Consider the following 26,517-nt stretch of genomic DNA (forward strand, 5'->3'; position numbering starts at 1 on the left):
ACCGGCCGTCGGCTGGGGTCAAAGACCTCAGATAGACCTCAGTCCCGGTCGGGCCTACCGTCGGGGGATGAGGCCGCCGCACCCCCTCAAGGACATCGCCGCCCAGGCCGGCCTGTCCGAGGCCACCGTCGATCGCGCGCTGCACGGGCGCAGCAACGTGAGCGCCGCGGCCGTGCGGGCCGTCGAGCAGGCCGTGCTCGAGCTCGACCGGCAGCAGTCGCAGCTGCGGCTCGGCGCGCGCACCGTGCTGGTGGACGTCGTGATGCAGGCGCCGGCGCGGTTCACCAGCGCCGTGCGGACGGCGCTCGAGGCCGAGCTGGCGTGGGTGCGGCCCGCGGCCGTGCGGGCGAGGTTCCACCTGCGCGAGCGGGCCGACGTCCAGGAGCTCGTGGAGACGATCGACCGGGTCGGGTCGGGTGGCCGCACCTCGCAGGGGCTGCTCCTCAAGGCGCCGGACGACCCGGCCATCGCGGCGGCGGTGGACCGGGCGGCCGGGCGCGGCATACCGGTGGTCACCCTGGTCACCGACGTCCCGAGCAGCAGGCGGGTGGCGTATGTCGGACTGGACAACCAGCAGGCGGGGGCGACGGCAGCCTTCCTGGTGTCGCGCTGGCTGACCCCGCGAGGCGTGGGTGGCGGCCAGGGGCGGCGGGTGCTGGTGACGATGAGCCGCTCGACCTTCCTGGGGGAGCACGAGCGGGTGCGGGCGTTCGAGGACGAGCTGGCGGTGCTGCGGCCGGAGGAGCCCGTGCTCGTCGTGTCGGACGCGGACGGGCTCGATGCCGCGACCGGCGATCTGGTCGGGGCGGCGCTCGACGAGGAGCCGGGCGTGTGCGCGGTCTACTCCGTCGGTGGTGGCAACCGCGCCACCCTCGCCGAGCTGCGGCGACGTGGGCGACGGGTGGAGGCCTACGTCGCGCACGACCTCGACGAGGACAACGTCGCGCTGCTCCGCTCGGGGGCCATCGACGCGGTGATCCACCACGATCTGCAGAGCGACTGCCGTCGGGCCGTCCGTCAGGTGCTGAGGCACCACGGGCTGGTGTCGGGTGCCCCGCTGACCGTGCCGGCGTCGTTGGAGATCATCACGCGCTACAACCTGCCCACGCGCTGGATCGACCCGGCCTGACCGGACGGGTCAGGCGTCGAGGTCGACCTCGACGACGCGCCCCTCGGCGGCGGACCGGGCGGCCGCGTCGGCCAGCACCAGGGCGGCCCAGCCGTCGTGGAAGCCCACCGGCACCGGCGCGTCCTCGCGGATGGCGGCGACGAACGCCGCGAGCTCGCGCTGGTAGGCCGCGGCATACCGCTCGAGGAAGAAGTTCTGGTAGGGCTCGCGCACCTCGACCGCGTCGGCGCTCCACCGGCGCACGACCGTGTCGGTGACGTTGCCGGCCTCGAGCAACCCCTCCGAGCCGAAGGCCTCGAGCCGCTGGTCGTAGCCGTAGGCCGCGTGCCGCGAGTTGGTGATCGTCACCTGCTGGCCCTCGCGCCCGGTCAGGACCACCACCACGGAGTCGTAGTCGCCGAGACCCGCGATGTCCTCGCTGAACTGTGCCGTCCCCGAGGCGAACACGCTCACGACGTCCGGCACGAAGTGCCGCGCCATGTCGAAGTCGTGGATCGTCATGTCGCGGAAGATCCCGCCTGACACGGCGAGGTACTCCGTCGGCGCGGGCGCGGGGTCGCGGCTGATGATGGACAGCTGCTCCAGGCGGCCGATCTCGCCGGCGGCGACCCGCGCGTGCAGCGCCGAGAAGTGCGGGTCGAAGCGACGGTTGAAGCCCAGCATGATCGGCGTGGTCGCGGCCGATGCCTTGGCCCGCAGGGCCTCGACCCGGGCGATGTCCAGGTCGATGGGCTTCTCGCAGAGGGCGGGCTTGCCGGCGTCGATCGCGGCGTCGATGAGGTCGACGTGCGTGGCTGTGGGGGAGGCGATGATGACGGCGTCGACGTCGTCGGACGCCAGCACCTCCTCGGGGGTGGCGGCGACGCGGGCCCCGTGCAGATCGCCCAGCGACTCGGCGGCGGCGGGCACGGCGTCGACGACGGTCGTGAGCTCGGCCCCGGGGGCCGCGGTGACGCTGAGGGCGTGGACCCGGCCGATGCGGCCGCAGCCGATCAGACCGATGCGGACGGGCTGCAGGGACATGCTCGATCTCCTTCGTTCGGCAATTGTTAGTACTATCTGACATGTCCTGGCCACTGTCCAGCCACAGTCCCGAGGAGCGACACCGATGTCCTTCCCCCACAGCCTGCCCGAGCCCCGCCTGCCCGATCCCACCGGGGGCCCCGCCCTGCGCTGGGGCATCCTCGGCACGGGGTGGATCGCCGAGCGGTTCGCCGCGTCCGTCCTCCGGCATACGAACCACCAGGTGGTGGCGGTCGGCTCCCGGTCCGAGGAGGGCGCTCGGCGCTTCACCGGGCGGCTCGGGGGCGAGCCGCTGGGGTCGTATGCCGAGCTGGTCGCCCACCCGCGCGTGGACGTCGTCTATGTCGCGAGCCCCCACCCGCAGCACGTCGAGCACGCCCTGCTCGCCATCGCGGCGGGCAAGCACGTGCTCGTCGAGAAGCCCATCGCGATCGACGCCGCGGGGGCCCGGCGCATCGCCGAGGCCGCCCGCGACGCCGGCGTCCTCGCGATGGAGGCGATGTGGTCGCTGTGCCTGCCGAAGTTCCGCGTGATTCGCCGGCTGCTCGACGACGGCGTCCTGGGCGACCTGACGCTCGTGTCCGCCGACATCGGCGAGTACTTCCCCGACCGCCACCGCATCCACGACCCGGCGCTCGCGGGCGGCGCGATGATGGACCTCGGCACCTATCCGCTGACGCTGGCGACGTGGGTGCTCGGGGCGCCCACCGAGGTCGCCGCGCAGGGCGTTCGCGGCCCGACCGGCACGATGGCGCAGACGACGATGACGCTGCGGCACGGCGACGCGCAGTCGGCGCTGCACGCTAGCGCCCTGGTCGAGACCCCCACCGTCGCCGCGATCAGCGGCACCGACGCGTGGGTGTCGCTGGACGGGCCGTGGTACCAGCCGGGGTCGTTCACCCTGCACGGACGCGACGGGGGACAGCTGCGCCACCTCGAGGCGGCGACCGCTCATGACGGGCTGTACTGGGAGGCGCTGGAGGTCGCGCACTGCCTCGGCGAGGGGCGGGTGGAGAGCGGCATACGGCCCCTCGACGCGACCATCGCGACCCTCGAGGCGATGGACCAGGTGAGGTTCGTGACGGGCGACCGCCTGGTCGGGGAGTCCTGAGGACCGGTCCTGGAGGCAGCCTGGGGGTCAGGCTGCACGTCTAGGCTCGGGAGCATGGCTGACCGTCACTTCGACCTGATCATCATCGGCACGGGCTCGGGCAACTCGCTCATCACCCCCGAGCTGGCCGACCAGGACATCGCGATCCTCGAGCGGGGCACCTTCGGCGGCACCTGCCTCAACGTCGGCTGCATCCCCACCAAGATGTACGCCTACCCGGCCGACGTCATCACCTCCGCGCAGCACCTCGACCGCCTGGGCGCGTCCTTCCCGTGCGACCCGCAGGTGCGGTGGCGCGAGATCCGCGACCGGATCTTTGCCGGGCGGATCGACCAGATCGCCGCGGGCGGCGAGCAGTACCGCCGCCAGGACCCGCACATCACGGTGTTCGACGGGAGCGCGCGGTTCGTCGGGCCCAAGGAGATCGACACCGGCACCGGCGCCACCATCACGGCCGACCAGATCGTCGTCGCCGCCGGCTCGCGCGTGTCGATGCTCGACGTCGACGGCCTGCGCGAGGCGGCCCCCTCGCTCGGCGTGCACACGAGCGACAGCGTGATGCGGATGGAGGAGCTGCCGAGGCGCCTGACGGTCGTGGGCGGCGGCTTCGTCGCGGCCGAGTTCGCCCACATCTTCGACTCCTTCGGCGTGGAGGTGACCTGGCTGCAGCGCAGCGGCACCCTGCTCCGCAAGGAGGACGACCTCATCTCCGGGCGGTTCACCGAGCTCGCGGGAGAACGCTACGACCTGCGGCTCGGCACCCAGATCAGCGCCGCCGAGCGCCGCGACGGGGCCTGGCACCTGACGACGACCGGGCCCCCGGGGTCGGGCGAGGTGGTGGCCGACGCCGTGCTGGTCGCCACCGGGCGCGTGCCCAACGCCGACCAGCTCGGTCTCGCGGAGGTCGGCTACCGGATGGACGGGCCCCGCCTGTGGGTCGACGAGCAGCAGCGCACCAGCGTCGAGGGGGTCTGGGCGCTCGGCGACATCAGCAGCCACTGGCAGCTCAAGCACGTCGCCAACCACGAGGCGCGGGTCGTCGCGCACAACCTCGCCCACCCCGACGACCTGCGGTCCAGCGACCACCGCTACGTCCCTGCCGCCGTGTTCACCCACCCGCAGATCGCGTCGGTCGGCCTGACGGAGCGCGAGCTGCAGGCGGCCGGGCGCGACTACGTCGTCAAGGTCCAGGACTACGGCGGCACGGCATACGGCTGGGCCATGGAGGACCAGGTGGGCGTCGTCAAGCTGCTCGCCGACCCCGAGACCCGGCTGCTGCTGGGCGCCCACCTCATGGGCTACCAGGCCAGCAACCTGATCCAGCCGCTGATCCAGGCGATGTCGCTGGGGACGACCGTGCCCGAGATGGCGCGCGGGCAGTACTGGATCCACCCCGCGATCATGGAGGTCGTCGAGAACGCCCTGCTGGGTCTCGAGCTGTGATCCTCGGCTTCGTCGCCTCGGTGGTCGGCATGCTCCTGCATGCCGTCGCCTCCGTCTCGCAGGGCTATGTCGCATCCCGGGCCGCCGGGGCGGGCGTGGTCCGGCACCCCGCCTATGTGCTCGGGCTCGGCTGCGACGGTCTCGCGTGGGTGGCCTCGCTGGTGGCCCTGCGGTCGTTGCCGCGCTTCGTCGTGCAGTGCTGGCGCTGAGCCCGACCCAGGAGGCCGTGGGCGCCTGATCCGGGTGGGGTCGGGCTGGGGTCAGCGGGTGGCGCCGGTGACGAGCCAGGCGTCGGAGCGGGCGCGCAGGCCGAGCGCGATGCCGCGCAGGGTCATGAAGATGCTGAACCCGAACCAGAGCCACGCCACGGCCGCGGGGTCGTCGAGCGGGCCGGCGACGTGCCGGACGACCAGCACGACGGGGACATAGGCCACGAGGAGCGCGAGCTGCGCCCACGCCAGCCAGCGGGTGTCGCCGGCGCCGATCAGCACCCCGTCGAGGACGAAGACCCACCCCGAGATCGGCTGCGACAGCGCCACCACGACCAGGCCGGCGGCGAGGGCGGCCTGGGTCTCGGGGTCGCTCGTGAACAGGTGCGGCAGCACGGTGTGCAGCGCGAGGACCAGGGCGCCGAGGACCGCGCCGCCGATGAGGCCCCAGCGGATCATGAGGGTGGTGGCGGCGCGGGTGCCTGCGGTGTCCCCGGCGCCGAGGGCCTTGCCGGTCAGGGCCTGCGCGGCGATCGCCAGCGCGTCCAGGGCAAAGGTGAGGAAGCTCCACACCGTCGCGCTCACCTGGTAGGCGCCGAGCGGCACGTCACCCAGACCCGCCGCGACCCACGTGGTCAGCAGCAGGACCGTGCGCAGCGCCAGCGTGCGGACGAGCAGCGGTATGCCGCCCCGCGCGGCCACCAGCACCCGCCCCGGATGCGGGCGCAGGGAGGCGGCGAGCCGCCGGGCTGCCCGCACCACGACGAGGAGCAGGGCGATCGCCATACCCCACTGGCTGATCACCGTGCCGATGGCCGAGCCGACGATCCCGAGGTGCAGGCCGTAGACGAGCAGGACGTTGAGGGCGACGTTGCACGTGAAACCGGCGACGGCCACGACGAGGGGGGTGGTGGTGTCCTGGACGCCGCGGAGGATGCCGGTGGCGGCGAGGACGACCAGCATCGCGGGGATCCCGGCGGCGCTCGCGCGCAGGTAGTGCTCGGCGTGGACGAGGGCGTCCGGGCTCGCGCCGAAGGCGGCCACGAGGGGGCGGGCGAAGGTCGCGACGAGCACGCTGGTGACGAGGCCGAGGCGGCGGCGAGCCAGACGCCGTCGAGGCCGTTGGCGACGGCACCGCGCTCGTCACCGGCACCGACGTGACGCGCCACGATGCTCGTCGTGCCGTAGGCGAGGAAGACGAAGACGTTGGCGGCCGTCAGGAGGGCGGCGCTCGCGACGCCGAGGCCGGCGAGCTGCGGGGTGCCGAGGTGGCCGACGATGGCGCTGTCGGCGAGGAGGAAGAGCGGCTCGGCGACCAGGGCGAGGAAGGCCGGGACGGCGAGGCGGAGGATCTCGCGCGCGGGGGACGTCGGCTTCTGGGTCTCCCGGTCGCTCGCCACCCGGCGAGGATAGTCGCCGCGACGCCGGGCTCCCAGCGCGTGTCACCGCGCGATGCCAAGCGCTGGTGAACGACCGGTGACCTGCGGGTTTCGGGCGTGTCGTTGTCCACAGATGTGACTCCTGTGGCGAGCTGGTGTGGAAACCCGCAGGTCAGGACCCCGAACGATGCCTGTGAGTGACATGGCGGTGACAGGGAGCGAGATCTGGTGCTCAAGGGCGGGGGTCGGCGTGTCGCGGATGAGACGGTTTGTCCACACCGCGTCCAGCGCGCCCCAGATGGCGTAACTCGGCCGAGAAATCTTCCGTGCACAGGTGGCGCTCGGCATACGTGCTGGTCACAGGGCCGGTGAAGCGTTAGGTCACGGGAAAGTCACACGCCCTCCACAGGCTTGTCCCCAGGCTTGCCCACACGTCACGGCGTGTTGTCCCCAGGTTGTCCACAACCCCCGTTTGCCCGGGCCTCCTCCCGGCCCATACCGTGGCGCAGCAGCCCGTCCGGGTGACGTGATTCGCCCAGGCCCACCAAAGTTATCCACAGGTTTGTCCACACGCGCGCGAGACCCCTCCGGAGGTCGGTGGCGGGGCGGGTATGTCAGTGGTCGGTAGTGGACTGAGACCGTGCAGGGACGGGCCGAGCAGGGCTAGACGAGGGAGCAGACGTGTCGATCGCGGAGCTGGACGACCGTCGGGACTACGGCGCCGAGCGGGGTGGACCCGGCGGCGGTGGGAGTGGCGGCGACGACCGCGTGCCGCCCCAGGACGTGCACGCGGAGCAGTCCGTCCTCGGCTCGATGATGCTGTCCAAGGACGCGATCGCCGACTGCGTCGAGACGCTGCGCGGGCTCGACTTCTATCGCCCCGCGCACGAGACGATCTACGAGGCGATCATCGACCTCTACGGTCGCGGCGAGCCGGCCGACGCCATCACCGTCGCCGACGAGCTCACCAAGCGCGGCGAGATCCAGCGCATCGGCGGCCAGGCCTACCTGCACCAGCTGATCGACGCCGTGCCGACGGCGGCCAACGCGGGCTACTACGCCGAGATCGTGCAGGAGCGCGCCGTCCTGCGGCGCCTCGTCGACGCGGGCACGCGCATCGTGCAGATGGGCTATGGCCAGGGCGGCGACGTCGAGGACATCGTCAACGCCGCGCAGGCCGAGGTCTACCAGGTCGCCGACAAGCGCGGCGGCGAGGACTACATCGCTGTCGGCGAGGTGCTCGAGGCCACGATCGACGAGATCGAGCACGCCTCGGGCAAGAACGGCGAGATGGTCGGCGTGCCCACCGGCTTCACCGAGCTCGACCAGCTCACCAACGGCCTGCACCCCGGCCAGATGATCGTGATCGCCGCTCGACCGGCCGTCGGCAAGGCGCTTGCGCTCGACACCCCCCTCGTGACGCCGACCGGCTGGACCACGATGGGTGAGGTCCAGGTCGGTGACGAGGTCATTGGGGCCGACGGTCGTCCGACCCGCGTGGTCGCTGCGACCGAGGTCATGAGCGACCGACCCTGCTACGAGGTGTCCTTCTCGGACGGCTCGACCATCGTGGCCGACGCCCAGCACCAGTGGCTGACGGATACGCGCGCCAGCCGCAAGTCTCTTCAGGCCGCTCGTGACGGCAGGAACGGTCAGCGCAATCAGCGGACGTTCGCCGCGATCCGGACCACGGAGGAGATTGCTGCGACGGTGCGCACGGGCACAGCCGACGCACGCCTCAACCACAGCGTGCCGCTGGCGGCTGCGCTCGCCCTCGCGGAGCGGGAGCTCCTGGTCCAGCCGTACACGCTGGGGGCCTGGCTGGGAGACGGGACGTCTGCTGCTGCGCAGATCACGACGGCGGACCCCGAGATCGTGATGAGGCTCGAGGCCGATGGACTGGTCGTGACCAAGACGTCGTCCCCGATGCGCTATCTCATGCAGCTCGCCACCGAGGTGGTCGCTGAGCAGAGGAGCTGCGCCGTGTGTGGGACGCCGTTCACCAACCCCGTTGCCTACGTCAGGACGTGTGGCAAGTCGTGCGGGGGGCGCCTCAAGGCGTTTCAGAAGCCGATCGCCACGCCAGTCTGCCCCGACTGCGGCGGCCCCACCACGACGGGCCGCCAGTGCATGGCATGCCGGAAGCATCATGGAACCCTCCAGGCCCGCCTCCGGACGATCGGCGTCCTCGGCGACAAGCACATCCCCGTTGAGTACCAGCGGGCCAGCGAGTCCCAGCGGCGCGCCCTGCTGGCTGGCCTCCTTGACACCGACGGGACCGTGTCTGCAGGCGGGTGCGTGCAATTCACCACCACCAGCCTGCGCCTCGCCGAGGACGTACATGAACTCATCTCCGGCTTGGGCTACCGAAGTGGCATGTGCCGCAAGAAGGTGCGCGGCCGCTCGGCGGCGAGCTCGACGGCCTTCACGATCACCTTCTCCTCGGACGAGGACGTGTTCGTGCTGGAGCGCAAGAGGCTGCTGCACAAGGAGCTTCGTCGCCGCCAGTTCCAGCGGAGAAACTCCCGCTTCATCACGAAGGTGAAGCCCATCGCCTCGGTGCCCGTGCGCTGCATCCAGGTGAGCAACGACGACCACCTGTATCTCGCCGGCAGGTCAATGATCCCGACCCACAACTCCACGCTCGCGCTGGACATCGCGCGGTCGGCGGCGATCCACAACCAGCAGGCCACGGTCCTGTTCAGCCTCGAGATGAGCAAGACCGAGATCACCATGCGTCTGCTCTCGGCCGAGGCCTCGATCCAGCTGCAGAAGCTGCGCAAGGGCGAGCTGCAGGACGACGACTGGACCAAGATCGCCCGCACGACCGGGCGGCTCAGCGAGGCGCCGTTCTTCATCGACGACTCGCCCAACATGTCGCTCATGGAGATCCGCGCCAAGTGCCGCCGCCTCAAGCAGCGCAACAACCTCAAGCTCGTGGTCATCGACTACCTGCAGCTGATGAGCTCCGGCAAGCGCGTCGAGTCCCGCCAGCAGGAGGTCTCGGAGTTCTCCCGCGCCCTCAAGCTCCTGGCCAAGGAGATCGAGGTGCCGGTCATCGCCCTGTCGCAGCTGAACCGTGGGCCCGAGCAGCGCACCGACAAGAAGCCGATGGTCTCCGACCTGCGCGAATCGGGCTCGATCGAGCAGGATGCCGACATGGTCGTGCTGCTGCACCGAGAGTCGATGTACGAGAAGGAATCGCCTCGCGAGGGCGAGGCCGACGTGATCGTGGCCAAGCACCGAAACGGTCCCACTGGCACGATCGTGGTCGCCTTCCAGGGCCACTACTCCCGCTTCACCAACATGGCCACCAACTTTTAGACGGATGGTTGTCGAGAAGCGCTCTAAATTTGAGTCGAGATGCACTCAATCTTGTAAGAACTGCTGCCGATTCTAAGAATTAGCCGACGTTATGCGTCTTCGGTGGGTCGCGCCCTCGACGTTATGGAGGTTGGCGGTGGCCACCGAGGATCGGGACGACGTGGCGACCCGGCTGGCGGCTATGTGGGAGCCTGCGACGCTCAGGGCCACTCCGGCCGTCGAGGCGTCCTTGACATGGCTGAAGGATCGGGCGCGATCACATCCCAAAGGTGGAATTGGGTCGACAGGATCTACCAGCACCGGCACGATCTGACCCACCAGCTTTGCACGTACCTCGTCGACTCGAGTTCGAACCGGAGCTTGATCTGTTCGACCAGGCGCTTACGAATCTCGGCTTAGTCACGCGATTCTGGATCCAGGTGGAGATCGACTCCGGGACTTGGTCTTGCCTGTGTTTCCTGGGTCGGGTCGCCTTGCGCCGGCCGGGGCTGGGCGCCTCGCCCAGCCGGACAAGTGCCGCCCCCGCTTGTCGGCGCTTCTTCGACATGGGCGCCCTTGGGGACCGCCTTGCCGAGTGGGGAAGCGGGAGCCCCCTTGAGCTCCGCGCGTACTGCCTTGACCAGCAGTTGGTCCTCACGGCAGGTCTTGCAGTAGACGGCCCGCGGCCTGCCTGCCGGCTTGGAGCAGTTCTAACGGTTCTACAGTTTCCCGGTCCTCGATCTGGGCCGATGTCCCGTACGTCCTTGTCCGGGGCCGTGGGGCGTTCCGACGCTTGACGCCGGTGAGTCGCTTGTTCCGCACCGTCGACCCACCGCTGTGCAGCGTCACTCGGCTCCGCGGGCGCAAGACGGCCACGTCAGGCCATCGACTCACGGCGGAACTCGTCGTAGGTGCCGGGAGGTAGCGGACGAGCGACACTTGGGGCACCGTCCGGCTGTTCGCGTCCCTGTCTCTGGCCCGGCTCCACCCGGACGTGACGTCCTGGGCTGCGGCCGCCGAGGCGCTGAACATGCCCGGCCCGATGGGAGTGCGCTGCGCCCGCGCCTGCTCGGCCACCATGCTCGTCACCGAGGAGGAGTGGAAGATCCGGATACGGCGGTCCGGGAAGAGACCGAACGGCGCGACTACCGGGCGCCTGAAGCCAAGATCCACCACCGGTTCGGCACGACCCGCTGGTTCGAGGAATGGGCCCGTCGAAACCGTCCAGGCGCCCGCTTCGGCGACCAGGACCTCGGGCTCACCTGGCAATGGGTCCACGTCGCCCACGCCCACCTCGACCTCTCACCCGCCTGTCGAGGGACGACGCCGACCACCAAGGGCCGCGCCCGCTACCGCCACTTCGAGAAGTCCCCTGACATGGGCCAATGGTCGAGTTGGGCCATGCTCTCCATGCGCGAACGTGACCCACCTCCGATCACGCACGGTGTTGAAGCGCTTTCCGGGACGGCTGTCGCACCATCGCCCTATAGTTGGGCCGTGGAGCCAACACCCCCCGGCACGACCATCTCGGACGAATCGGCCCTGCCGTTCGCTGAAGGCCCGCTGGTGTCGGCCCAGGACCGGAGTGGGCCGGACGTGAAGAGCCTTGGCTCTTACGAGGTCATCTTGGCGGAGTCCTATTTGGAGTTCCCGGAGCCCAATCAGATCAAGATGGTCAACCGTAGACGTTCCGTGCTACGCGTGCTGCAGCCGTTGAGGTTTCTCGAGCGATCGTATGCATGGAGCGGGCATGGGATCCACCAACCGCCAACGATCTCGGCGACTGTGGAAGGATCTGACCTCCGACCTCGCATGCACGGTCGAACCTTCCGCGATGGGAACGGCCGCGGATATCTAGTTGACCTCGGAGCAATCGTTGAACCATATTCTGAAATAGACCTCTTGACCGAGTCCGTCTACATCGACGAGGCGGGGGTATTTGAGCGATTCTTCTCCTTTACGGCCTCTGCTTCCATCCAGGCCTTGACCGTGACGGTTGCCTTCATGCGGCCGCCTGCCAACTGCGCCTACAGCTTCCTTCCGTTGAATGACTCGGTTTGGACTGCAGCAGCGCCGGTCCTACCTGATACGCGCAATGAATGGACACAATACAGTGTCGGGGGAGGGGAAAAGCCTGCGCGGGCGGGAGTTCACAAACTCACCTGGGCGTAGTAGGTCCCAGATGATCACAGAAGACAGGAGAGAAGATGGCATGCGGAGACTGAGCGATAAATAGTCATGTGTGGCCCTCGGCGCTTGACCGAGGGCCACACGCATGGAAGGGAAACTCCTGTGAGAGTCGAAACAAACCCCGATCACGTAAAGGCTCGCGCGTTCTTTCGTAGAGTGATTTCCCTCGCCAGCGCTGAGTCCGAGGCGAGAATAGCGGCTGTCGTCCATCTTGTGGATAGCGCTATCCCGTTCATCCCAGCCCTAGATGAGCGTTACCCCGTGCAAGCGATACTAGGGAAGCCCAGTTCTATCCAGCGATCAGCGCGCGACTATCTTCGAGCGGCCGTGCCGGATCGCGAGTTCGTTCTCGACAAGGAGGCGTTTCGAAAGGAGCCCGAGCAAATCATCCGCGAAGCCTTTCCTCCAGTCTTAGAAGCGGCAGAGCCAGTTTCTGTCGTTCTGCTTGACATTGGAGGATACTTCGTATCAGCAGAAGATGGCCCAGCGCGTGGACTGCTTCGAATAGCGAGTGAACTCGAGGGTCGGGGCTATCAATTGCGAGGAGTAGTCGAGGACACCGAGAACGGCCACAAGAGATATGAGAGTGCCGCCGCGCACCTGCCGAGTGGCTGCGGCTTCTCCATCTACTCCGTTGCAAGGAGCCCGCTGAAGCGCCCAGAGAATCACCTCGTCGGGGTCGCGGTGACTTTCTCAATCGAGGCTCTCCTGCGAAAATCCAACATCGTTTTGCAGTCACGGCGGGCCGGAGTAATCGGGTTCGGACCAATCGGGCGGAGTGTGGCGCATTCGCTAAGAAATCGTGGAATCCCGGTCTCAGTGTGCGAGATTGACCCAATCCAACTTGCCTCCGCGGCAGCTCAAGGATTCCGCGTCTTCGACTACCGCCACCATTTTGAAGATTTTGCTCGTGACTTGAATCTCGTGGTCAGCGCCACAGGGGCGGGCGCCGATCGCGACGCAGGAAAGCGACCGTTGGACGGCGACCACGTGCGGCTTCTCCAGCGGGGGGCTTTCGTTGCATCAGTCACCTCTTGCGATGACGAGATAGATGTTCGTTCCATTGCGGATGCGGGTTACAGGTCGCAGAAAAGCTACAATCCTGATGTCCATAGATGGATAGATTTCGCTGCCCCCGATCACGATCGTCACTTCTTCTACCTCATGTTGGAAGGCAATGCAGTCAACTTCAAGCACGAGGGCGTCATTGGTCCAGCTATTCAACTGCTCCAAGGCGAGATTGCGGCTTGCGTCAGCAAGCTACTGGATGGCGTACCACGGGACGCTGATAGAGTCCATGTGCTGTCCGACGTCGAGCGGCGTGAGGTAGCGGATATCTGGCTCGACCAGTATTTGGCCGACTCAACGCTGGTTGAGTGAGTCCTCCCACGGGGAGGGCTAGATACGGTGGGCTTTCATGCGGGGCGCGCAGCCGAAGATTGCGTATGCACGTTGCACACCACTTGGCTGGTGGCCATGGACCAGTTGGCGGGCTCCACGGTTGCGTGAGCAACGTGCGCGCCGCCGGCGCCGAGGCGGTAAGGGATGCCGACGGGCCTCTCTGCCGAGCCAGGATGGTGGTGTGACGCATTGGGTGGAGTTCGGGGCCGCCGCACCGTCCCCGCCTGCACGCCCCTGACATGCCAGGAGTCTCGTGGGTTTCTGTTGGCAGAGCCGAGGCGAGCGGGATGAGCCCGGGCGAAACGGACACTCAAGCTGATCGAGTTTGATCGCAATGCTTCATTGTGAGGATTTGACGAGATCCTTGCGATATCTGCAATTTTCTCTCTATCAATCGACAGCAGGACAATTTGAGGCGGTTGTGGAGAACCACGACGCGCACAACACCATGGCGGACTAATTCTTCAATGACGGGACCGGGGCGCATGGGGTCGTCGTGGCGCTGGCTGACGTGTTCTACGAGACCGCCCATGACCAGCAGGCAAGAAGGTGACTGGCGCTCAGGCATGTGCTGCGCCGCAGACAAGGCGCTGAATCGCTTGCAGGGCCACGGTGAGTCGTTGTTTCCAGTTAGAGATCTAATGGATCGGGGCAAGTGATGGCTGAAGACCGGTCGACGCGCATTGGGTTCCTCGCGGACGGCGATCCCGATACGGAGATGATGAGTGCGCTCTACGAATACGACACCACAGGGGTTCGCCTGCACGTGCCGTTCCTGAGTAACGAGGACCCTCGCTCCCGTTGGTAGTCTCATGGCGTGGTGCACGGAGATGATCCAGATCGCACGAAGTACCCATACCAACCACCATCGGAGCTTGACTACGCCGACGACCGCGGGACCGTCGCCTTGCTTGGCTGCGTGAGTGGCCGAGCGAATACCGCAGTGTGCCGAGGCGTCGGGCGCGGCACGGTGCGTGCCCGTTATGCCGTGGAAGGAGCGCGGAGCGCGGCTCACTACAAAGTGCTCAATGGCTTTCGATCCGAGATTGACGGACTCGGCCACTGGCTCGGCCTCTCCGCTCACGAAACGATCGTCAAAGTTCCAAGGGACGGTGCAGGGCTCGAGATCACCACCACGTTGAAGAGTGTCGACGCACTTCCTCTCGCTAGGCGCATGAACCTCAGGGGAGTCGTGAGCGGCACCGGGCCAGGTGCGTGGTCGCCGGATGTTGCGTATACCAGCCGCGTCTTCATCGAGACGTTCACAAAGTCGCCCGCCGCGTGGAGGTCGCATGTCGACCTTCATTCCTGCATCCGAAACTTGGTGAGGGTCGCGGCGTGGAAGCCCATCAATTTCCAGGCCCATCTCGCTGCGAACGTGTTGGAGGACGTCGAACGCGATGGGGAGGCCCGCCATCAGTGGCGAGAGGTTCGGACCGCAACGACTGGGATCGCCGAGGGTGTTTGGATTCCTAAGGATGATCGCTTTCTGTTTCGATTCTCAGACATCGGAGCCCGTGGTGTTTCTTGCTGGCTCCAGTTGGCTACGAGGTACAGCCGAGGCATCGTCCCGTTCGTGCGTCTCTTGGACTTGGAAGGTGCGACTGTCGACGCATTGATCTCACAACTGGGTATCGCTCTTGAGGCTGTGGGCTACGAGGCGTTGACCGAATCGGGGAAGTCGACGTATTCAGCCAACAAGACCAACGTCAGCATGCGCATTGACCACTTGCTCTCAGAGGTGGCGGGGGACCTCTCGTTCTCACCCGTTGCCTTCGGCCAAGACTTCGCTGACTCGTACAACTCCGTCAAGCATGCGAATCGACCGACCGTGGCGCCTGACGTGAAGGTCGAACACTTGCAGCAAGGAGTTGAACTGCTCCGAGTATGGATCGCACGGCGAATCGGGGTTAGATCGGCGACTTTGGCGGAGTCTCGTTGACCAGCGACCGGATACCGGAGGTGGTGGCGCGTCTACGCCCGGCGCGAGGATGCCGAAAATGTGCGGGCTGCCAACGCTTCCTGGTGAGTAGCGGACTCTAGTTTGAGCAGCATGGCTGTGAGCAACCCGGACGCTGAGCGTCCTGCCTTTCATGCAGTCGCAGAGCTTGTGTTAAGAGATTGGGGGGCGGTTCGGGTACTCGGCATGCGCGGATTCGCCTGCGGGAGCATCCTCCCGTCGTCACCTGGCCCGGCGGGGCGTTCGCGTCCGGGCGGCTGCCGGCGGGCCATTCGCTGGCCGACGAGGTGGCGGACGCCGCCGAGGCCGCCGGGGCGGTGCGACCCGTGGCGGGCGGCGCGCCCTACGGCTCGGACCTGCGCCTCTACGCCGCGGCCGGGGTGCCGACGCTCCAGTACGGCCCTGGCGACGTCCGGCTCGCGCACTCGCGGCGGGAGTCGGTCGACCTCGGCGAGCTCGTCATGGTCAGGCGTCCGCTCTGCGTCCTCGCCGTCCGCCGGCTCACCACCCCCGCCCCCTGACCGCCTGGACCGCGCTGAGACCGTCCGGATGCCGGGCGGGGTTCCGCCGGGGGCGCGCACCGCCTAGCATCAGCCGGTCAGCAGCGTCGCGACGAGAGGACCCGCCATGCCCCTGGATAACCCGTTCTACACGCCCGAGATCCAGGGGCCGTACGAGCTGCGGTCGATCGGCCGCTTCGAGCTCGAGGAGGGCGCCCTCATCCCCGATCTCCAGCTGGCCGTCGCGACCTTCGGCGAGCTCAACGAGGCGAGGGACAACGCGATCCTCGTGCCGACGTGGTTCTCCGGGACGCACGCGACGTGGTGGCAGGTGTACATCGGCGAGGGTCGCGCGCTCGACCCGACGAAGTGGTTCATCGCCGTCGTCAACCAGATCGGCAACGGCCTCTCGACCTCGCCCCACACGACCGATGACCCGTCCATCGCCATGTCGCGCTTCCCGCAGGTCCGCATCGGCGACGACGTCCGTGCACAGGAGCAGCTGATGCGCGAGCACTACGGTGTCGAGCGGTTCGCGCTCGTCGTCGGCGGCTCGATGGGCGCCCAGCAGACGTGGGAGTGGGCCGTCCGCTACCCCGACAAGGTGCTCCGGGCCGCGCCGATCGCCGGGACGGCGCAGAACACGCCGCACGACACGCTCTTCGCGAAGACGCTCATGGACGCCATCACCTCCGACCCCGGCTGGGCCGGCGGCGAGTACGCCTCGCACGAGGATGTGCGCGACGGCCTGACCCGGCACGCGGACATCTGGGCGACGATGGGGCTGACGACGGACTTCTGGAAGACGGAGTTCTGGAGGGGCGTCCAGCCGATCGCCGAGGGCCTGGAGTTCTCGACCTACGAGGAGTTCCAGCAGAACTTCGTGCGGGCCCTCTTCACGATGATGGACCCGAACGCGCTGCTGACGATGGCCTGGAAGTGGCAGCGCGGCGACGTAGCCCGCAACGCCGGCGGCGACCTCGCGGCCGCCCTCGCGCGCGTCACTGCCAAGGTCTTCGTCATGCCGATCGAGCAGGACATGTTCTTCCCGCCGCGCGACTGCGAGCCCGAGGCCGCGATGACGCCGGGCGCCGAGGTGCGGATGCTGCACAGCATCGCCGGCCACTACGGGCTCTTCGGCTTCGAGCAGTCCTACCTCGACGAGCTGGACGCGCACCTGCGCGAGCTCCTCGACACCCCCGTCTGACCCCGCCTCATCGCGACCGTGGGTGAGATCGCCGAGGACCACCGGCGATCTCACCCACGGTCGAGGGAGGGGCAGGGGTCGTCCCTCCCGCCGAGGACCCGGGGGGAGGGGCGTATGGGGGATGAGACCCGGGGATGACCTCGCGGACGGCGCGACACTGGCTGGCCCCCGGGCAGGACCTGCCTCGACTGCGGCGATCGCCCGTCGCACCGTGTCGGGGTCCTCACCGAGGGCCTCGGCGAGCCAGAGCAGCCCGGGGGCGCACTGGAACCGGTTGCAGGCCAGGCGCGGGTCCGTCGAACCCTGCTTGCGCCCGTAGGCGCCGACGCTCGCACCCAGACCGGCGTCGAGCCAGGGCCCCGAGCCGTGCACGAGGTGGTAGGCGGCATGTGGGACGGCGAAGACCAGCACGGAGCCGAGCCCCAGCGCGGCCAGGTCGCGGCTGCGGCGCCATACCGCCGCTGACAGGATCGGGACCGGGGGCGGGAGGCGGCAGACCGCCATACGCTGCAGGCATGAGCGATGTGTCCCTCCACCGCATCCTGGAGCTCCCGGACCGCACCGGGGTCCTGACCACGATCAAGCGCGACGGCCGGCCGCAGATGTCGGTCGTGAGGCATCACTACGACCCGGCCACGCGCACGCTGTCCGTCTCGGTCACCGACGACCGCGCCAAGACCCGCAACCTGCGGCGGGACCCGCGAGCCAGCTACCTCGTCGCCGGCGACAGCCAGTGGGAGTATGTCGTCGCCGAGGGCACCGCCCGGGTGGGCGAGGTGGCGAGCGATCCACACGACGCCGCGGCGGACGAGCTGGTCGAGCTCTACCGCCAGCTGAGCGGCGAGCACCCGGACTGGGAGGAGTACCGCGCGGCGATGATCGAGCAGCGACGCCTCGTGCTGCGCATCGTGGTGGACCGCGTCTATGGCATGGCGCCGTGACGCGCGGGCGCCTCGCGGGACGTGGTGTCGGGGCCCGCGCTCAGGCGTCGCTCACTCCGTGCACTGCGGTGCTGCAGTGGTCGTGGGCATGGGTGCCGCGGGCCGCTTCGTCGTGATCGCACTGATGTGAGGACGCAGGGCCTGCGCGATCGCCAGCTCGTCAGGATCCCCGTCGTGGCTCTGCTCGTGAGCCAGAGCCACCCGAAGGATAGCCCCGGTCAGCAGGGCATCACCCGGGTCGAGCCCGCTGAGGCGGATTCGCGTCTTGAACGGGGCATCGATGGCCACGACCGCCTGACCCAGCGCCCCGGGGGTTGACCCTCCCACCGGGGGAGAGGCCAGGCTGTCGCCATGACCCTCGTCCCCATCGGCACCCGCGCACGGGCGCCGCACGGAGGGGTCAGCGCGACGTGCCGGGGTGGCTGACGACCGTCGAGGGCCCGGGGTTCGTGGCGTCGACCGGGGCGCCGACGCCGTTGACGACGGAGTCGATGCCGCCGTCGCCGTCGAGCCACCTCGTGAGCAGGTGGTTGAGGCGCACGCCCGGCCTGGTCGGTGAGACGAAGGCCGTGCTCAGGTGGATGCCCTGGTGCTGGTTGAAGAAGCTGTAGCTGCCCATGCCCCAGCCCTCGAAGGACCGCACGTCGGACGTGACCTGGAACGCGGGGTAACCCTTGAAGGTGGGGGTCATCATCCAGGCCGACTGGGACGGCACGTCATACGGCTTCTCGTTCTGGAAGAAGTAGACCCGACCGCGCTCGCCGTTCCAGACCACCTCCGTGCGCAGGAAGTGCTCGACGAACAGGCCGTATGCCGTGACGTCGTCCCCGTTGACGACGACGCCGTGGTCAGCGGGGTTGGTGGTCCAGCCGACACCCTCGCCGTGGTCGGCGCGCCAGGCCCAGATGTTGTCGAGGATGACGTTGGAGGCGTCGACGGTCATCGCCGTCGTCGTGGACCCGGCCGCCGCGCCACCCACGCGCAGGAACACGTCCGACACGAGGGTCGGTGTGTCCCCGGACCCGCCGGACCGGCGCGTGGAGCCCGCGTTGCCGTGCGCGTCACCGACCTGGAGGACCGTCTTCGAGCGCTTCGCGCCCGCGTCGAGCATGACTCCGCTGATCGTCACCCCCGGCACGGAGGCGGTCGCGAGCACCGGCTGCCCGGTCCGCTGCGACAGGGCGGGCAGGCCCAGGCCCAGCACGACCGTGCCCGGGCGACTCACCCTGATGGTCTGCTGCAGGGAGTAGGTGCCCGGGGTGAGCAGCAGGTGCTTCCCCTCGCGCAGTGCCTTGTTGATGGCGGGCACCGTCGAGGACGGGGCGGCGATGACGAACTGGTCCAGCGGGATCACTCGTCCCGAGGTCGCGGACGGGCCGGCGCTGTCCGTGCGGACGCCCGGCACGAGGACGCCGCGGGTGCCGTCCGGCTGGGTCACCAGCCGCGGGGTCTCTCGCACGACGGGGGTGCGGTCGATCGTCGTGTAGGGGCCGGGGGCGGTGCTCGGGAAGGTGGACGCGGGCGCGCCGGGCGACCCGACGAACATCTGGTTCCACACGCCGTTGCTCCACCCCGGCAGCGCGGTGTTGCGGACGAAGAACTGCTGCTGAGAGCCGTTGACGACGGGCGGGCCGGTCAGGGTCGAGTTCGCGATGAAGCCGCCGCTGGCGTACTGCGGGCCGGCGGTGCAGTAGTCCATGAGCGTGGTGCGGCCGTTGATGACGACGTCGCGCATCGGCGCGGCCTGCGAGACCGCCCAGAACTGGGTGTCCTTGCGGCAGCCCTCGCCGCCGGCGACGTTGATCGTGAGGTTGGACAGGGAGCGCCAGAAGTTGTTGAGCGCGATGCAGCCGTTGGCGTCGCACTGGTTGTAGACGTTGATCGAGCCGTGGACGACGACGTCCGCCGGCGTCCGCCCCAGCCCGGCGACCTGCGTCCCGTAGCCGACCTGGACGACGAGCGGGTTCGCGGCGGAGCCGTAGGTGCCGGGCTCGAAGACGATGGCGTACCGCTCGGGCCCGAAGTGGTTGGGGACCTGTCGCTGCGCCACCGTGTCGAACACGCTCCGGATCTGCTCGACGCTCATCGTCGGCTTCATCACCAGCACGTTCGGACCCAGCTGGGGGTCGGCGTAGGGGGCGAGGTCGACGGCCGCAGCTGCGGCCGCCGAAGGCATGCGGGACGGCAGGACCGAGGCGCCGGTCGACGCCCCGGCGGGGGTCAAGGCCCCGGCCGAGAGCGTGAGGACCAGGGCGGCCGTGCCGATGACTCGTCGTGCGCCGCTGTGGGCGAGGGGGTTTCGCATCATGACTCCTTCGTGATGAGGCTGGGGGTGGAGCAGGCGTGCGCCAGGTGATTCATGATGCGCTCACCCATGGGGCAGGTGCCGCAGCTGGCGCCGAACCGACGCGAGCGGAGGGGGTTGACCCTCCCACGACGGGAGACGTCACGATGTGGCCATGACCCTCGTCCCCATCGGCACCTTCGCGCGGATGACCCACCTGAGCATCAAGCGGCTGCGGCACTACCACGACAACGACGTGCTGGTCGCGGCCCGGGTCGACCCGCGCACGGGCTACCGCTACTACGACGTCCGGCAGGCCGAGGACGCGCGGCTCGTCGCCACCCTCCGCAGCCTGGACATGGCCCTGCCGCGCATCGCCCAGCTCGTCCGCGCCGCCGAGGCCGACCGCACGACGCTGCTGGCCGGCCACCTCGACGACCTGCAGAGCACGCTCGCCGCCACCGGCGAGGCGGTCGCCCAGGTTCGTGCGATGCTCGAGCCGGGCGTCGAGATCGACGTCGAGCTCCGTCACCTCCCGCCGCTCCTGGCGCTCACCCGGGCCGCTCGCGTGGAGCGCAGCGACATCGACGCCTGGTGCGCGGACGCCTTCGGCGCGCTCTATGCCCAGCTCGGCGCGCGCCTGCCCGCCGGACCCGGCGCCGCGACCTACGCCGACGCGTTCTTCGCCGACGACGTGGGCGAGGTCGTGGCGTTCGTGCCCGTGAGCGAGGGCGACGATGCCGTCACCATCGCGGGAGGCGCCTACGCGGTCGCCATACATGAGGGGCCGTTCACCCAGGTGAGCCGGACCTATGCCGCCCTGGGCCGCCACGTCTCCGCCGCCGGCATCGGGCTGGCCGGCCCCATCCGCGAGACCTACCTGGTCGGCCCGCCGACCGTTCGCGACCCCAGCCGCTATCGCACCGAGATCGCCTGGCCGATCTCTCACCCACCCGCATCCTGACCGTCGATCCGCCACTCACCCAGGAGAACTCATGTCCCTCACCCTCGGCGCCGTCACGTTCGACTGCCTCGACGTCACCCGCACCGCCACCTTCTGGTCCCAGGTCCTCGAGCGACCCGTCGACGCGGGCGCCAGCGAGTTCTTCGCCGCGATCGGGATGTATGGCGACGGGCCGGGCTGGTTGTTCCTGCGGGCAGAGCCCCGGGCTGCGGGCAAGGCCCCCGTGCACGTCGACCTGGTGGACCCGGACTACCCGGCCGAGGTGGAGCGCGTCGTCGCGCTGGGCGCCGAGCGCGTCGCCGACTTCGACGAGTACGGCGTCCGGTGGACGACGCTGCTCGACCCCGAGGGCAACTGCTTCGACATCGGCCGCCGCCACGCCTGACCTGCCACCGCTCTGCGGATCCGTGCCCGCCGCGGTCGCCCGCCCCGGGACGACGGAGGGGGACGACAGAGCGGGGCGACGGAGGGGCACGACAGAGCGGGACGGCGCCGAGGGCACCGTCCCGCTCTGTCAGGCGAAGTGTCAGCGGCGAGTGGCGTCGCCGTCGTCCAGGACACCGGTGTCACGGTCCCCGCGGGGCCCGGCGTCGCTGTCGCTCAGCCGGTCAGCGTCGCCGTCCCGGAACTCGTCCCGGTTGCGCTCGTCGCCTCGCAGGTCGTCACCGTGGTCGAGGTCGTCGGTGTCGCGGCCGTACTCCATCGGATCGATGACGCGCACGTCGGCGTCGGAGTCGGCGTCGACGAGGTCCGCCCGGGACAGCTCGCCGACCTCGGGGCCGAGGAGGAGCCGGGCCGAGCCGGCCCAGGCGACGCGAGACCGGATCGTGTCCGACTCCCGAATGGCCAGACCTGAGCCGACCTGCAGCACGACCCCGACGCACTCGATGTTCGTCGAGCTCAGGAGCCCCGACCCGCCGCTGCCGGCTGAGCTTGGACGGGCCCGCCGAGGCTGACCGACCGGCAGGTCAGGAGACGGTGACCGAGATCGTGTGGTGGCCGCTCGCGCCGTTCGGCGCGGGTGGGGCCGGCTCGGCGGTCTCGGGCTGCCCGGTCGCGTCGACGGCTCGGATGGCGATCGTGTGCCGCCCCGACGTGGCCGGCCACTCGTAGACCCACTGGCGCCAGGCGTCGGACGTGGCGTCCGCGCCGAGCCGGGCGTCGACCCAGGGGCCGCCGTCGACCTGCACCTGCACGCCCGTGATCCCGCGGTGCTGCGCCCACGCGACGCCCGCCACGGCGACGGTGCCGGCGGCCACGGTCGCCCCGTCGCGGGGGACGTCGATGCGGGACTGGGTCTTGACCGGACCGAGCGCCGACCAGCCGCGCGGCGTCCAGTAGCCCTGGTCCGCCGCGAAGGTCGTCACCTTGAGCTCGGTCACCCACTTCGTGGCGCTGACGTAGCCGTAGAGCCCGGGCACGACCAGGCGCACGGGGAAGCCGTGCTCGGGCAGCAGGGGCTGGCCGTTCTGCGCGACGACGAGCAGGGCGTCCCGGTCGTCGGTCAGGGCCTCCAGCGGGGTGCCGGCGGTGAAACCGTCGACGCTGGTGGACAGCACCATGTCAGCGCCGTCGCGAACCCCGGCCTCGCGCAACAGCTCTCGCACGGGCCACCCCGTCCAGACGGCGTTGCCGTTGAGGGTGCCACCCACCTCGTTGGAGACGCACATCAGCGTGACCATCGACTCCTGCATGGGCTTGGCCAGCAGGGTCGGCCAGTCGAGGGTGATCTCGCGGTCGACCAGGCCGGTCACGCGCAGGGACCAGGTGGCGGGGTCGACCTGCGGGACGACCAGCGCCGTGTCGATGCGGTAGAAGTCGGCGTTGGGCACGACGAACGGCGTGACGCCGGCGATGCCCAGGTCGGCGCCCGCCGGCACGACCACCGGCGCGGCGACCCTCGGCACGACGAACGCCGCCCGGGCCGCCGCCCCGGCTCGCGCGCTGCCCGCCACGAGGCGACCGACGGCCACCGCCGCGGCCCCTCCGACGACGGCGGCGATGCCCGAGCCCAGCAGGACCCGACGCGACACCGGCCGCGGCTCGGTCATGGAGACGGCCGCCACGGTTGCCGAGGCGGGAGCCGCCCAGCGCGAGAGCGCCCACATCCCCGCCAGGCCACCGAGCAGCAACGGGACCAGGTCGGTGACGGCGGCCTGGGGGCGGGACAGCACCGCGGCCATGGCGACGCCGACCAGCAGCGCGAGGGCGGCCAGGGCGCCCCGCGCCGTGCGGAGCGCCAAGAGCCCGATGCCGCAGGCGAGCACCACGAGGGTGACGGCGATCCCGGCATACAGCACGGCCTTGTCGTGGGTGCCGAAGGTCGCGACGGCAAAGTCCTTGAGCCACGGGGGAGTCCGGTCGACGAAGGCACCCCCGACCGCGTCGATCGGGGAGGGCGTGCCGCTGGACCAGGTGGCCCGCTGCGCGAAGCCGGCCAGCAGCTCGGCGACGCCGACGGTCACCGCTCCCGCTGCCAGGCCGACGATCGCTCCCCGAGCGGCCGGGGAGACCCGGTCGCCTGGCCTGTCCGATGTCGCGCCGCCGTCGAGGTTCACGCCACTGACGCTATGCCTGGACCCTGGGAGGTGTGGTCCTGCGCCTGCGACGAGCCTGGGCGCCGCGCGAGGCGGGGGCTAGCCTTGGTCCATGAGGAACGGCGTTCCTCGCGACAGCCCTCAGCGAGTGCGGTTCTGCCGATCGTCCGACGGGACGACGATCGCCTACGCCGTCCACGGGGCCGGGCCCCCGCTGGTTCTCGACAGCTGCTGGCTGAGCCACCTCGAGTTCGACTGGCAGTCGCCGGTATGGCGTCACTACCTCGTCGAGCTGGGGCGCACGCGCACGGTGGTGCGGTTCGACGAGCGCGGGCACGGGTTGTCCGACCGCGAGGTCACCGACTTCGGGCTCGAGCGGCGCATCGAGGACCTCGTCGCGGTGGTGGAGGACGCGGGGCTGGAGCGGTTCGCGCTGATGGCGATGGCGCAGGGCGGCCCGGTGGCGCTGCACTACGCGGCGCGGCATCCCGAGCGAGTGACGCACCTGGTGTGCGCCAGCACCTACGCCGGCGCCCTGCGCCACGTCACCGACGACGACCGCGAGCTGGAGGCGGCCTTCGAGGCGATGATCCGCGCGGGCTGGGACCGCCGGGACCCCGTCTTTCGCCGGGTCTTCACGTCGATGATGATCCCGGACGCGACCGAGGAGCAGATGCGCTGGCTCGACGACCTGCACCGCCGCGCGGTGAGCGCGCGCACGGCCTACGAGTCCCGCCGGCAGCGGGGTCAGGCCGATGCGACCGACCTGCTGGCGACCCTCGACGTCCCGACCCTGGTGGTGCACTCGCGGCACGAGCGGATGAACGACGTCGAGCACTCGCGGATCCTCGCCCGCGGGATCCCGGGCGCCCGACTGGTGCTGCTCGACAGCCGCAACCACATCCTGCTCGAGGACGAGCCGGCCTGGCCGGTGTTCCTCCGCGAGGTGTCGGCCTTTCTCGCGGAGGGCGCGGACGGTGGTGTCGCGCCGGCGGTCTCGGCGCGCGAGCTGCTCACCCCGCGCGAGGGCGAGGTGCTGGCGCTCGCGGCGCAGGGGCTCGACAACGCCGGCATCGGCGCCATCCTGTCGCTCAGCGTCCGCACCGTCGAGCGGCACCTCCAGAACGCCTATGCCCGCCTCGGCGTCGGCGGCCCCACGGCACGCGCGGCCGCCGCGGCGCAATGGGTCCGCGAGGGCTGAGCGAGCACGAGCGGGCGGGGGCGGGCGGGGGCGACTACGCGCGGGCTGGGCGCGCGGCCTCGCGTTGGGTGGCGGCACCGATGCGATCCCGTGGCGTGCCGGCCTAGCGTCGGCTTGTCGGGCCCAGCAGCGGCCCCCAGCACGAGGAGCGCACCATGAGCAAGGCAGCCATCAGCCTGACCACCGGCCTGGAGGACCCGGAGCGCGTCACCGTCGCGTTCCTCGTCGCCGTCGGCGCCGCGGAGTCGGGCCGAGAGACCACGATGTTCCTCACCAAGGAGGCCGTGCGCCTCGCCGTCGACGGGGTCGCCCGGGGGGTCGCCTGCGACGGGTGCCCGCCCCTGCCGACCCTGCTCTCGCGGTATGCCGCCGCGGGCGGCACCATGATCGTCTGCGGGATCTGCGTGGACGCCAAGGGGCTCGACCCGTCGACCTTCCTCGACAACGCCCGCAAGGGTGGGTCCGTCCAGCTGTGGGAGTGGATCGGCGACGAGGGGGCCACGACCTTCAGCTACTGAGACTCGGGGCGACAGGCGCCGTCGCGCGGGACATCACCCGCGATCCGCCCGATGACCGGGGGGTGAGCGGCCCCTCCGCGGGACTCGCTGATCACGCTCGCCGACGCGCGCTTCTCCGTGAGCGAGATCTCCCACCTCGACTCCGGTCGGCCCTCATCGCCGCCCTCGCGGCCCGCCACCCGGCCGTCGAGCAGCTGACCGCGGACCTGGAGGCTGGCCTCGCCCGGCTCCACGACCCCGCCATGGAGAGACCGGCCGCCTGGACCCTCGCCAACATGGCCTTCGCCCGCGGCCGCGTCGTGCGGGCGGTTCGTCATACCGGGTCCGCCCTCGCACCCGCATGCCGCAGCCACCCTCGACGGGCCGTCCTGCACGTGCCAGCCTGGACGCCATGCAGCACGACCGGCGGGTGCACCCCGCTCTGGCGGGCCTGGTCCACCGGATGTCGGGCTATGACCTGCGCCTCGACCCGCGCGCGGTGCACCACGGCGTGCCCGGCCCGAGCGCGACCGTCATCATCAGCTTCGACGAGCCGCTCGACGTGACCTGGTGCGACCAGCCCGACGCGCGTTCGCGGCAGTGGCTGCTCGCCTCCGGGCTCCACACCCGCCCGGCGCTGATCCGCACCCACGGCGTGCAGCACGGCATCCAGCTGGACCTCACGCCGGCCGGCTGCCGTGCGCTGCTGGGGGTGCCAGCCGCCGCGATCGCCCGCGGTCTCGTCGCCCACGCCGACCTGCCCACGGGCATCCCCCACGACCTGCACGAGCGGCTGGCGGGGCTGAATCGGTGGGGCTGGGACGCGCGGTTCGCCCTGCTCGAGGAGCATCTGCTGCAGGTTGCCTCCCGCGAACGGTCCGTCGTGCCAGACGATCTCGCGCACGCGTGGCGGCTGCTCGACCGCCGGGGCGGGCGGGTGACGGTATCCGGCCTCGCGTCCGAGGTGGGCTGGTCGCGGCGCCACCTGGTCACCCGCTTCACCGGCGAGTTCGGGCTGCCGCCGCAGGAGGTCCGGCAGCTCCACAGGTTCGGTGCGGCGATGCGCCTCGCGCGCGCCGGGCAGCCGTGGGTCGAGGTCGCCGCCCGCGCGGGGTATGCCGACCAGGCCCACCTCAGCCGCGAGTTCCGTGCACTCGCCGGGCAGACGCCCACGCAGTGGCGGTCCGAGGTGTTCCCCATCGTTCAAGACGATCCGGCGTGAGCCGCAGGAGGCTGGA

Annotated in this window: 20 protein-coding genes and 1 pseudogene; 16 read left to right on the forward strand and 5 right to left on the reverse strand. The window is 69.9% G+C overall.

Annotated features, from left to right (window positions below):
- Positions 1-67 precede the first annotated feature (67 nt).
- On the forward strand, positions 68-1,129 hold the full coding sequence (locus B4E97_RS09945; protein WP_286959715.1) for a LacI family DNA-binding transcriptional regulator: 1,062 nt from the start codon (positions 68-70) through the stop codon (positions 1,127-1,129).
- Positions 1,130-1,138: 9 nt separating this feature from the next.
- Here the strand turns inward: B4E97_RS09945 and iolG are convergent, their stop codons facing one another.
- Entirely contained in the window at positions 1,139-2,152 is a 1,014-nt protein-coding gene (iolG, locus tag B4E97_RS09950) for an inositol 2-dehydrogenase (RefSeq protein ID WP_286959717.1), read from the reverse strand.
- Between the two features lie 85 nt (positions 2,153-2,237).
- On the opposite strand from iolG, the gene B4E97_RS09955 reads away from it, so the two are divergent.
- Genes B4E97_RS09955 through B4E97_RS09965 form a run of 3 tightly spaced genes read left to right on the forward strand, consistent with a single transcriptional unit; the run spans position 2,238 to position 4,915 of the window.
- Positions 2,238-3,263, forward strand: coding sequence for a Gfo/Idh/MocA family protein (locus B4E97_RS09955; RefSeq protein ID WP_286959718.1), 1,026 nt, complete (start codon positions 2,238-2,240; stop codon positions 3,261-3,263).
- 54 nt (positions 3,264-3,317) lie between these two features.
- Entirely contained in the window at positions 3,318-4,706 is a 1,389-nt protein-coding gene (locus tag B4E97_RS09960) for a mycothione reductase (RefSeq protein ID WP_286959719.1), read from the forward strand.
- The gene (locus B4E97_RS09965) at positions 4,703-4,915 is read left to right on the forward strand and encodes a hypothetical protein (protein ID WP_019286833.1); all 213 of its coding nucleotides are present in this window, start codon (positions 4,703-4,705) and stop codon (positions 4,913-4,915) included. Before B4E97_RS09960 ends, B4E97_RS09965 begins: the two co-directional genes overlap by 4 nt.
- A gap of 51 nt (positions 4,916-4,966) precedes the next feature.
- On the opposite strand, the pseudogene B4E97_RS09970 reads toward B4E97_RS09965, so the two are convergent.
- Positions 4,967-6,315: pseudogene (locus tag B4E97_RS09970) on the reverse strand (MATE family efflux transporter).
- Positions 6,316-6,975: 660 nt separating this feature from the next.
- On the opposite strand from B4E97_RS09970, the gene dnaB reads away from it, so the two are divergent.
- The 7 genes from dnaB to B4E97_RS10005 all read left to right on the forward strand — a co-directional run bounded on the left by dnaB (position 6,976) and on the right by B4E97_RS10005 (position 17,796).
- Positions 6,976-9,618 carry a replicative DNA helicase gene (gene dnaB / locus B4E97_RS09975; RefSeq protein WP_286959721.1) on the forward strand — a complete coding sequence of 881 codons (2,643 nt, stop codon included), beginning with the start codon at positions 6,976-6,978 and terminating at the stop codon, positions 9,616-9,618.
- 1,077 nt (positions 9,619-10,695) lie between these two features.
- Positions 10,696-11,769 carry a hypothetical protein gene (locus B4E97_RS09980; RefSeq protein WP_286959722.1) on the forward strand — a complete coding sequence of 358 codons (1,074 nt, stop codon included), beginning with the start codon at positions 10,696-10,698 and terminating at the stop codon, positions 11,767-11,769.
- Between the two features lie 345 nt (positions 11,770-12,114).
- A complete protein-coding gene (locus B4E97_RS09985) occupies positions 12,115-13,167 on the forward strand; it encodes an NAD-binding protein (RefSeq protein WP_286959723.1) in 1,053 nt (350 codons plus the stop codon).
- A gap of 838 nt (positions 13,168-14,005) precedes the next feature.
- The gene (locus tag B4E97_RS09990; RefSeq protein WP_286959724.1) at positions 14,006-15,130 is read left to right on the forward strand and encodes a HEPN domain-containing protein; all 1,125 of its coding nucleotides are present in this window, start codon (positions 14,006-14,008) and stop codon (positions 15,128-15,130) included.
- Between the two features lie 305 nt (positions 15,131-15,435).
- The gene (locus tag B4E97_RS09995; RefSeq protein ID WP_286959725.1) at positions 15,436-15,669 is read left to right on the forward strand and encodes a hypothetical protein; all 234 of its coding nucleotides are present in this window, start codon (positions 15,436-15,438) and stop codon (positions 15,667-15,669) included.
- Between the two features lie 106 nt (positions 15,670-15,775).
- Complete coding sequence (locus tag B4E97_RS10000) at positions 15,776-16,855, forward strand: alpha/beta fold hydrolase (protein ID WP_286959726.1); 1,080 nt, start codon at positions 15,776-15,778, stop codon at positions 16,853-16,855.
- 515 nt (positions 16,856-17,370) lie between these two features.
- Entirely contained in the window at positions 17,371-17,796 is a 426-nt protein-coding gene (locus B4E97_RS10005) for a PPOX class F420-dependent oxidoreductase (protein WP_286959727.1), read from the forward strand.
- 400 nt (positions 17,797-18,196) lie between these two features.
- On the opposite strand, the gene B4E97_RS10010 is transcribed toward B4E97_RS10005, so the two are convergent.
- A complete protein-coding gene (locus B4E97_RS10010) occupies positions 18,197-20,104 on the reverse strand; it encodes an adenylyl cyclase (RefSeq protein ID WP_286959728.1) in 1,908 nt (635 codons plus the stop codon).
- A gap of 151 nt (positions 20,105-20,255) precedes the next feature.
- Here B4E97_RS10010 and B4E97_RS10015 point away from each other — a divergent pair, with 151 nt between their 5' ends.
- On the forward strand, positions 20,256-21,044 hold the full coding sequence (locus B4E97_RS10015; protein ID WP_239266388.1) for a MerR family transcriptional regulator: 789 nt from the start codon (positions 20,256-20,258) through the stop codon (positions 21,042-21,044).
- 31 nt (positions 21,045-21,075) lie between these two features.
- On the forward strand, positions 21,076-21,429 hold the full coding sequence (locus tag B4E97_RS10020) for a VOC family protein (protein ID WP_029211082.1): 354 nt from the start codon (positions 21,076-21,078) through the stop codon (positions 21,427-21,429).
- 141 nt (positions 21,430-21,570) lie between these two features.
- Here B4E97_RS10020 and B4E97_RS10025 read toward each other — a convergent pair whose 3' ends face one another.
- Together B4E97_RS10025 and B4E97_RS10030 are read right to left on the reverse strand one after the other, a co-directional pair.
- Positions 21,571-21,915 (reverse strand): hypothetical protein, encoded by a 345-nt coding sequence (locus B4E97_RS10025; RefSeq protein WP_029211083.1) that lies wholly within the window; start codon positions 21,913-21,915, stop codon positions 21,571-21,573.
- Positions 21,916-22,012: 97 nt separating this feature from the next.
- The gene (locus B4E97_RS10030; RefSeq protein WP_286959730.1) at positions 22,013-23,602 is read right to left on the reverse strand and encodes a molybdopterin-dependent oxidoreductase; all 1,590 of its coding nucleotides are present in this window, start codon (positions 23,600-23,602) and stop codon (positions 22,013-22,015) included.
- Between the two features lie 91 nt (positions 23,603-23,693).
- Here B4E97_RS10030 and B4E97_RS10035 point away from each other — a divergent pair, with 91 nt between their 5' ends.
- From B4E97_RS10035 to B4E97_RS10045, 3 genes are all read left to right on the forward strand, one after another.
- A complete protein-coding gene (locus B4E97_RS10035; protein WP_286959731.1) occupies positions 23,694-24,782 on the forward strand; it encodes an alpha/beta fold hydrolase in 1,089 nt (362 codons plus the stop codon).
- Between the two features lie 155 nt (positions 24,783-24,937).
- Positions 24,938-25,300: a DsrE family protein gene (locus tag B4E97_RS10040; protein WP_019286808.1), complete on the forward strand. Its 363-nt coding sequence runs from the start codon at positions 24,938-24,940 to the stop codon at positions 25,298-25,300.
- Positions 25,301-25,691: 391 nt separating this feature from the next.
- Positions 25,692-26,501 (forward strand): helix-turn-helix domain-containing protein, encoded by an 810-nt coding sequence (locus tag B4E97_RS10045; RefSeq protein WP_029211088.1) that lies wholly within the window; start codon positions 25,692-25,694, stop codon positions 26,499-26,501.
- Positions 26,502-26,517 lie beyond the last annotated feature (16 nt).

The organism is Arsenicicoccus sp. UBA7492 (assembly GCF_002479615.1).
Taxonomy (GTDB): Bacteria; Actinomycetota; Actinomycetes; order Actinomycetales; family Dermatophilaceae; genus Arsenicicoccus; species Arsenicicoccus bolidensis.

Excerpts from the sequence above, each read along its gene's own strand:
- B4E97_RS09945 (WP_286959715.1), top strand. The coding sequence starts at position 68 with ATGAGGCCGCCGCACCCCCTCAAGGACATCGCCGCCCAGGCCGGCCTG.
- iolG (WP_286959717.1), bottom strand. The coding sequence starts at position 2,152 with ATGTCCCTGCAGCCCGTCCGCATCGGTCTGATCGGCTGCGGCCGCATC.
- B4E97_RS09955 (WP_286959718.1), top strand. The coding sequence starts at position 2,238 with ATGTCCTTCCCCCACAGCCTGCCCGAGCCCCGCCTGCCCGATCCCACC.
- B4E97_RS09960 (WP_286959719.1), top strand. The coding sequence starts at position 3,318 with ATGGCTGACCGTCACTTCGACCTGATCATCATCGGCACGGGCTCGGGC.
- B4E97_RS10000 (WP_286959726.1), top strand. The coding sequence starts at position 15,776 with ATGCCCCTGGATAACCCGTTCTACACGCCCGAGATCCAGGGGCCGTAC.
- B4E97_RS10005 (WP_286959727.1), top strand. The coding sequence starts at position 17,371 with ATGAGCGATGTGTCCCTCCACCGCATCCTGGAGCTCCCGGACCGCACC.
- B4E97_RS10010 (WP_286959728.1), bottom strand. The coding sequence starts at position 20,104 with ATGATGCGAAACCCCCTCGCCCACAGCGGCGCACGACGAGTCATCGGC.
- B4E97_RS10015 (WP_239266388.1), top strand. The coding sequence starts at position 20,256 with ATGACCCTCGTCCCCATCGGCACCTTCGCGCGGATGACCCACCTGAGC.
- B4E97_RS10020 (WP_029211082.1), top strand. The coding sequence starts at position 21,076 with ATGTCCCTCACCCTCGGCGCCGTCACGTTCGACTGCCTCGACGTCACC.
- B4E97_RS10035 (WP_286959731.1), top strand. The coding sequence starts at position 23,694 with ATGAGGAACGGCGTTCCTCGCGACAGCCCTCAGCGAGTGCGGTTCTGC.
- B4E97_RS10040 (WP_019286808.1), top strand. The coding sequence starts at position 24,938 with ATGAGCAAGGCAGCCATCAGCCTGACCACCGGCCTGGAGGACCCGGAG.
- B4E97_RS10045 (WP_029211088.1), top strand. The coding sequence starts at position 25,692 with ATGCAGCACGACCGGCGGGTGCACCCCGCTCTGGCGGGCCTGGTCCAC.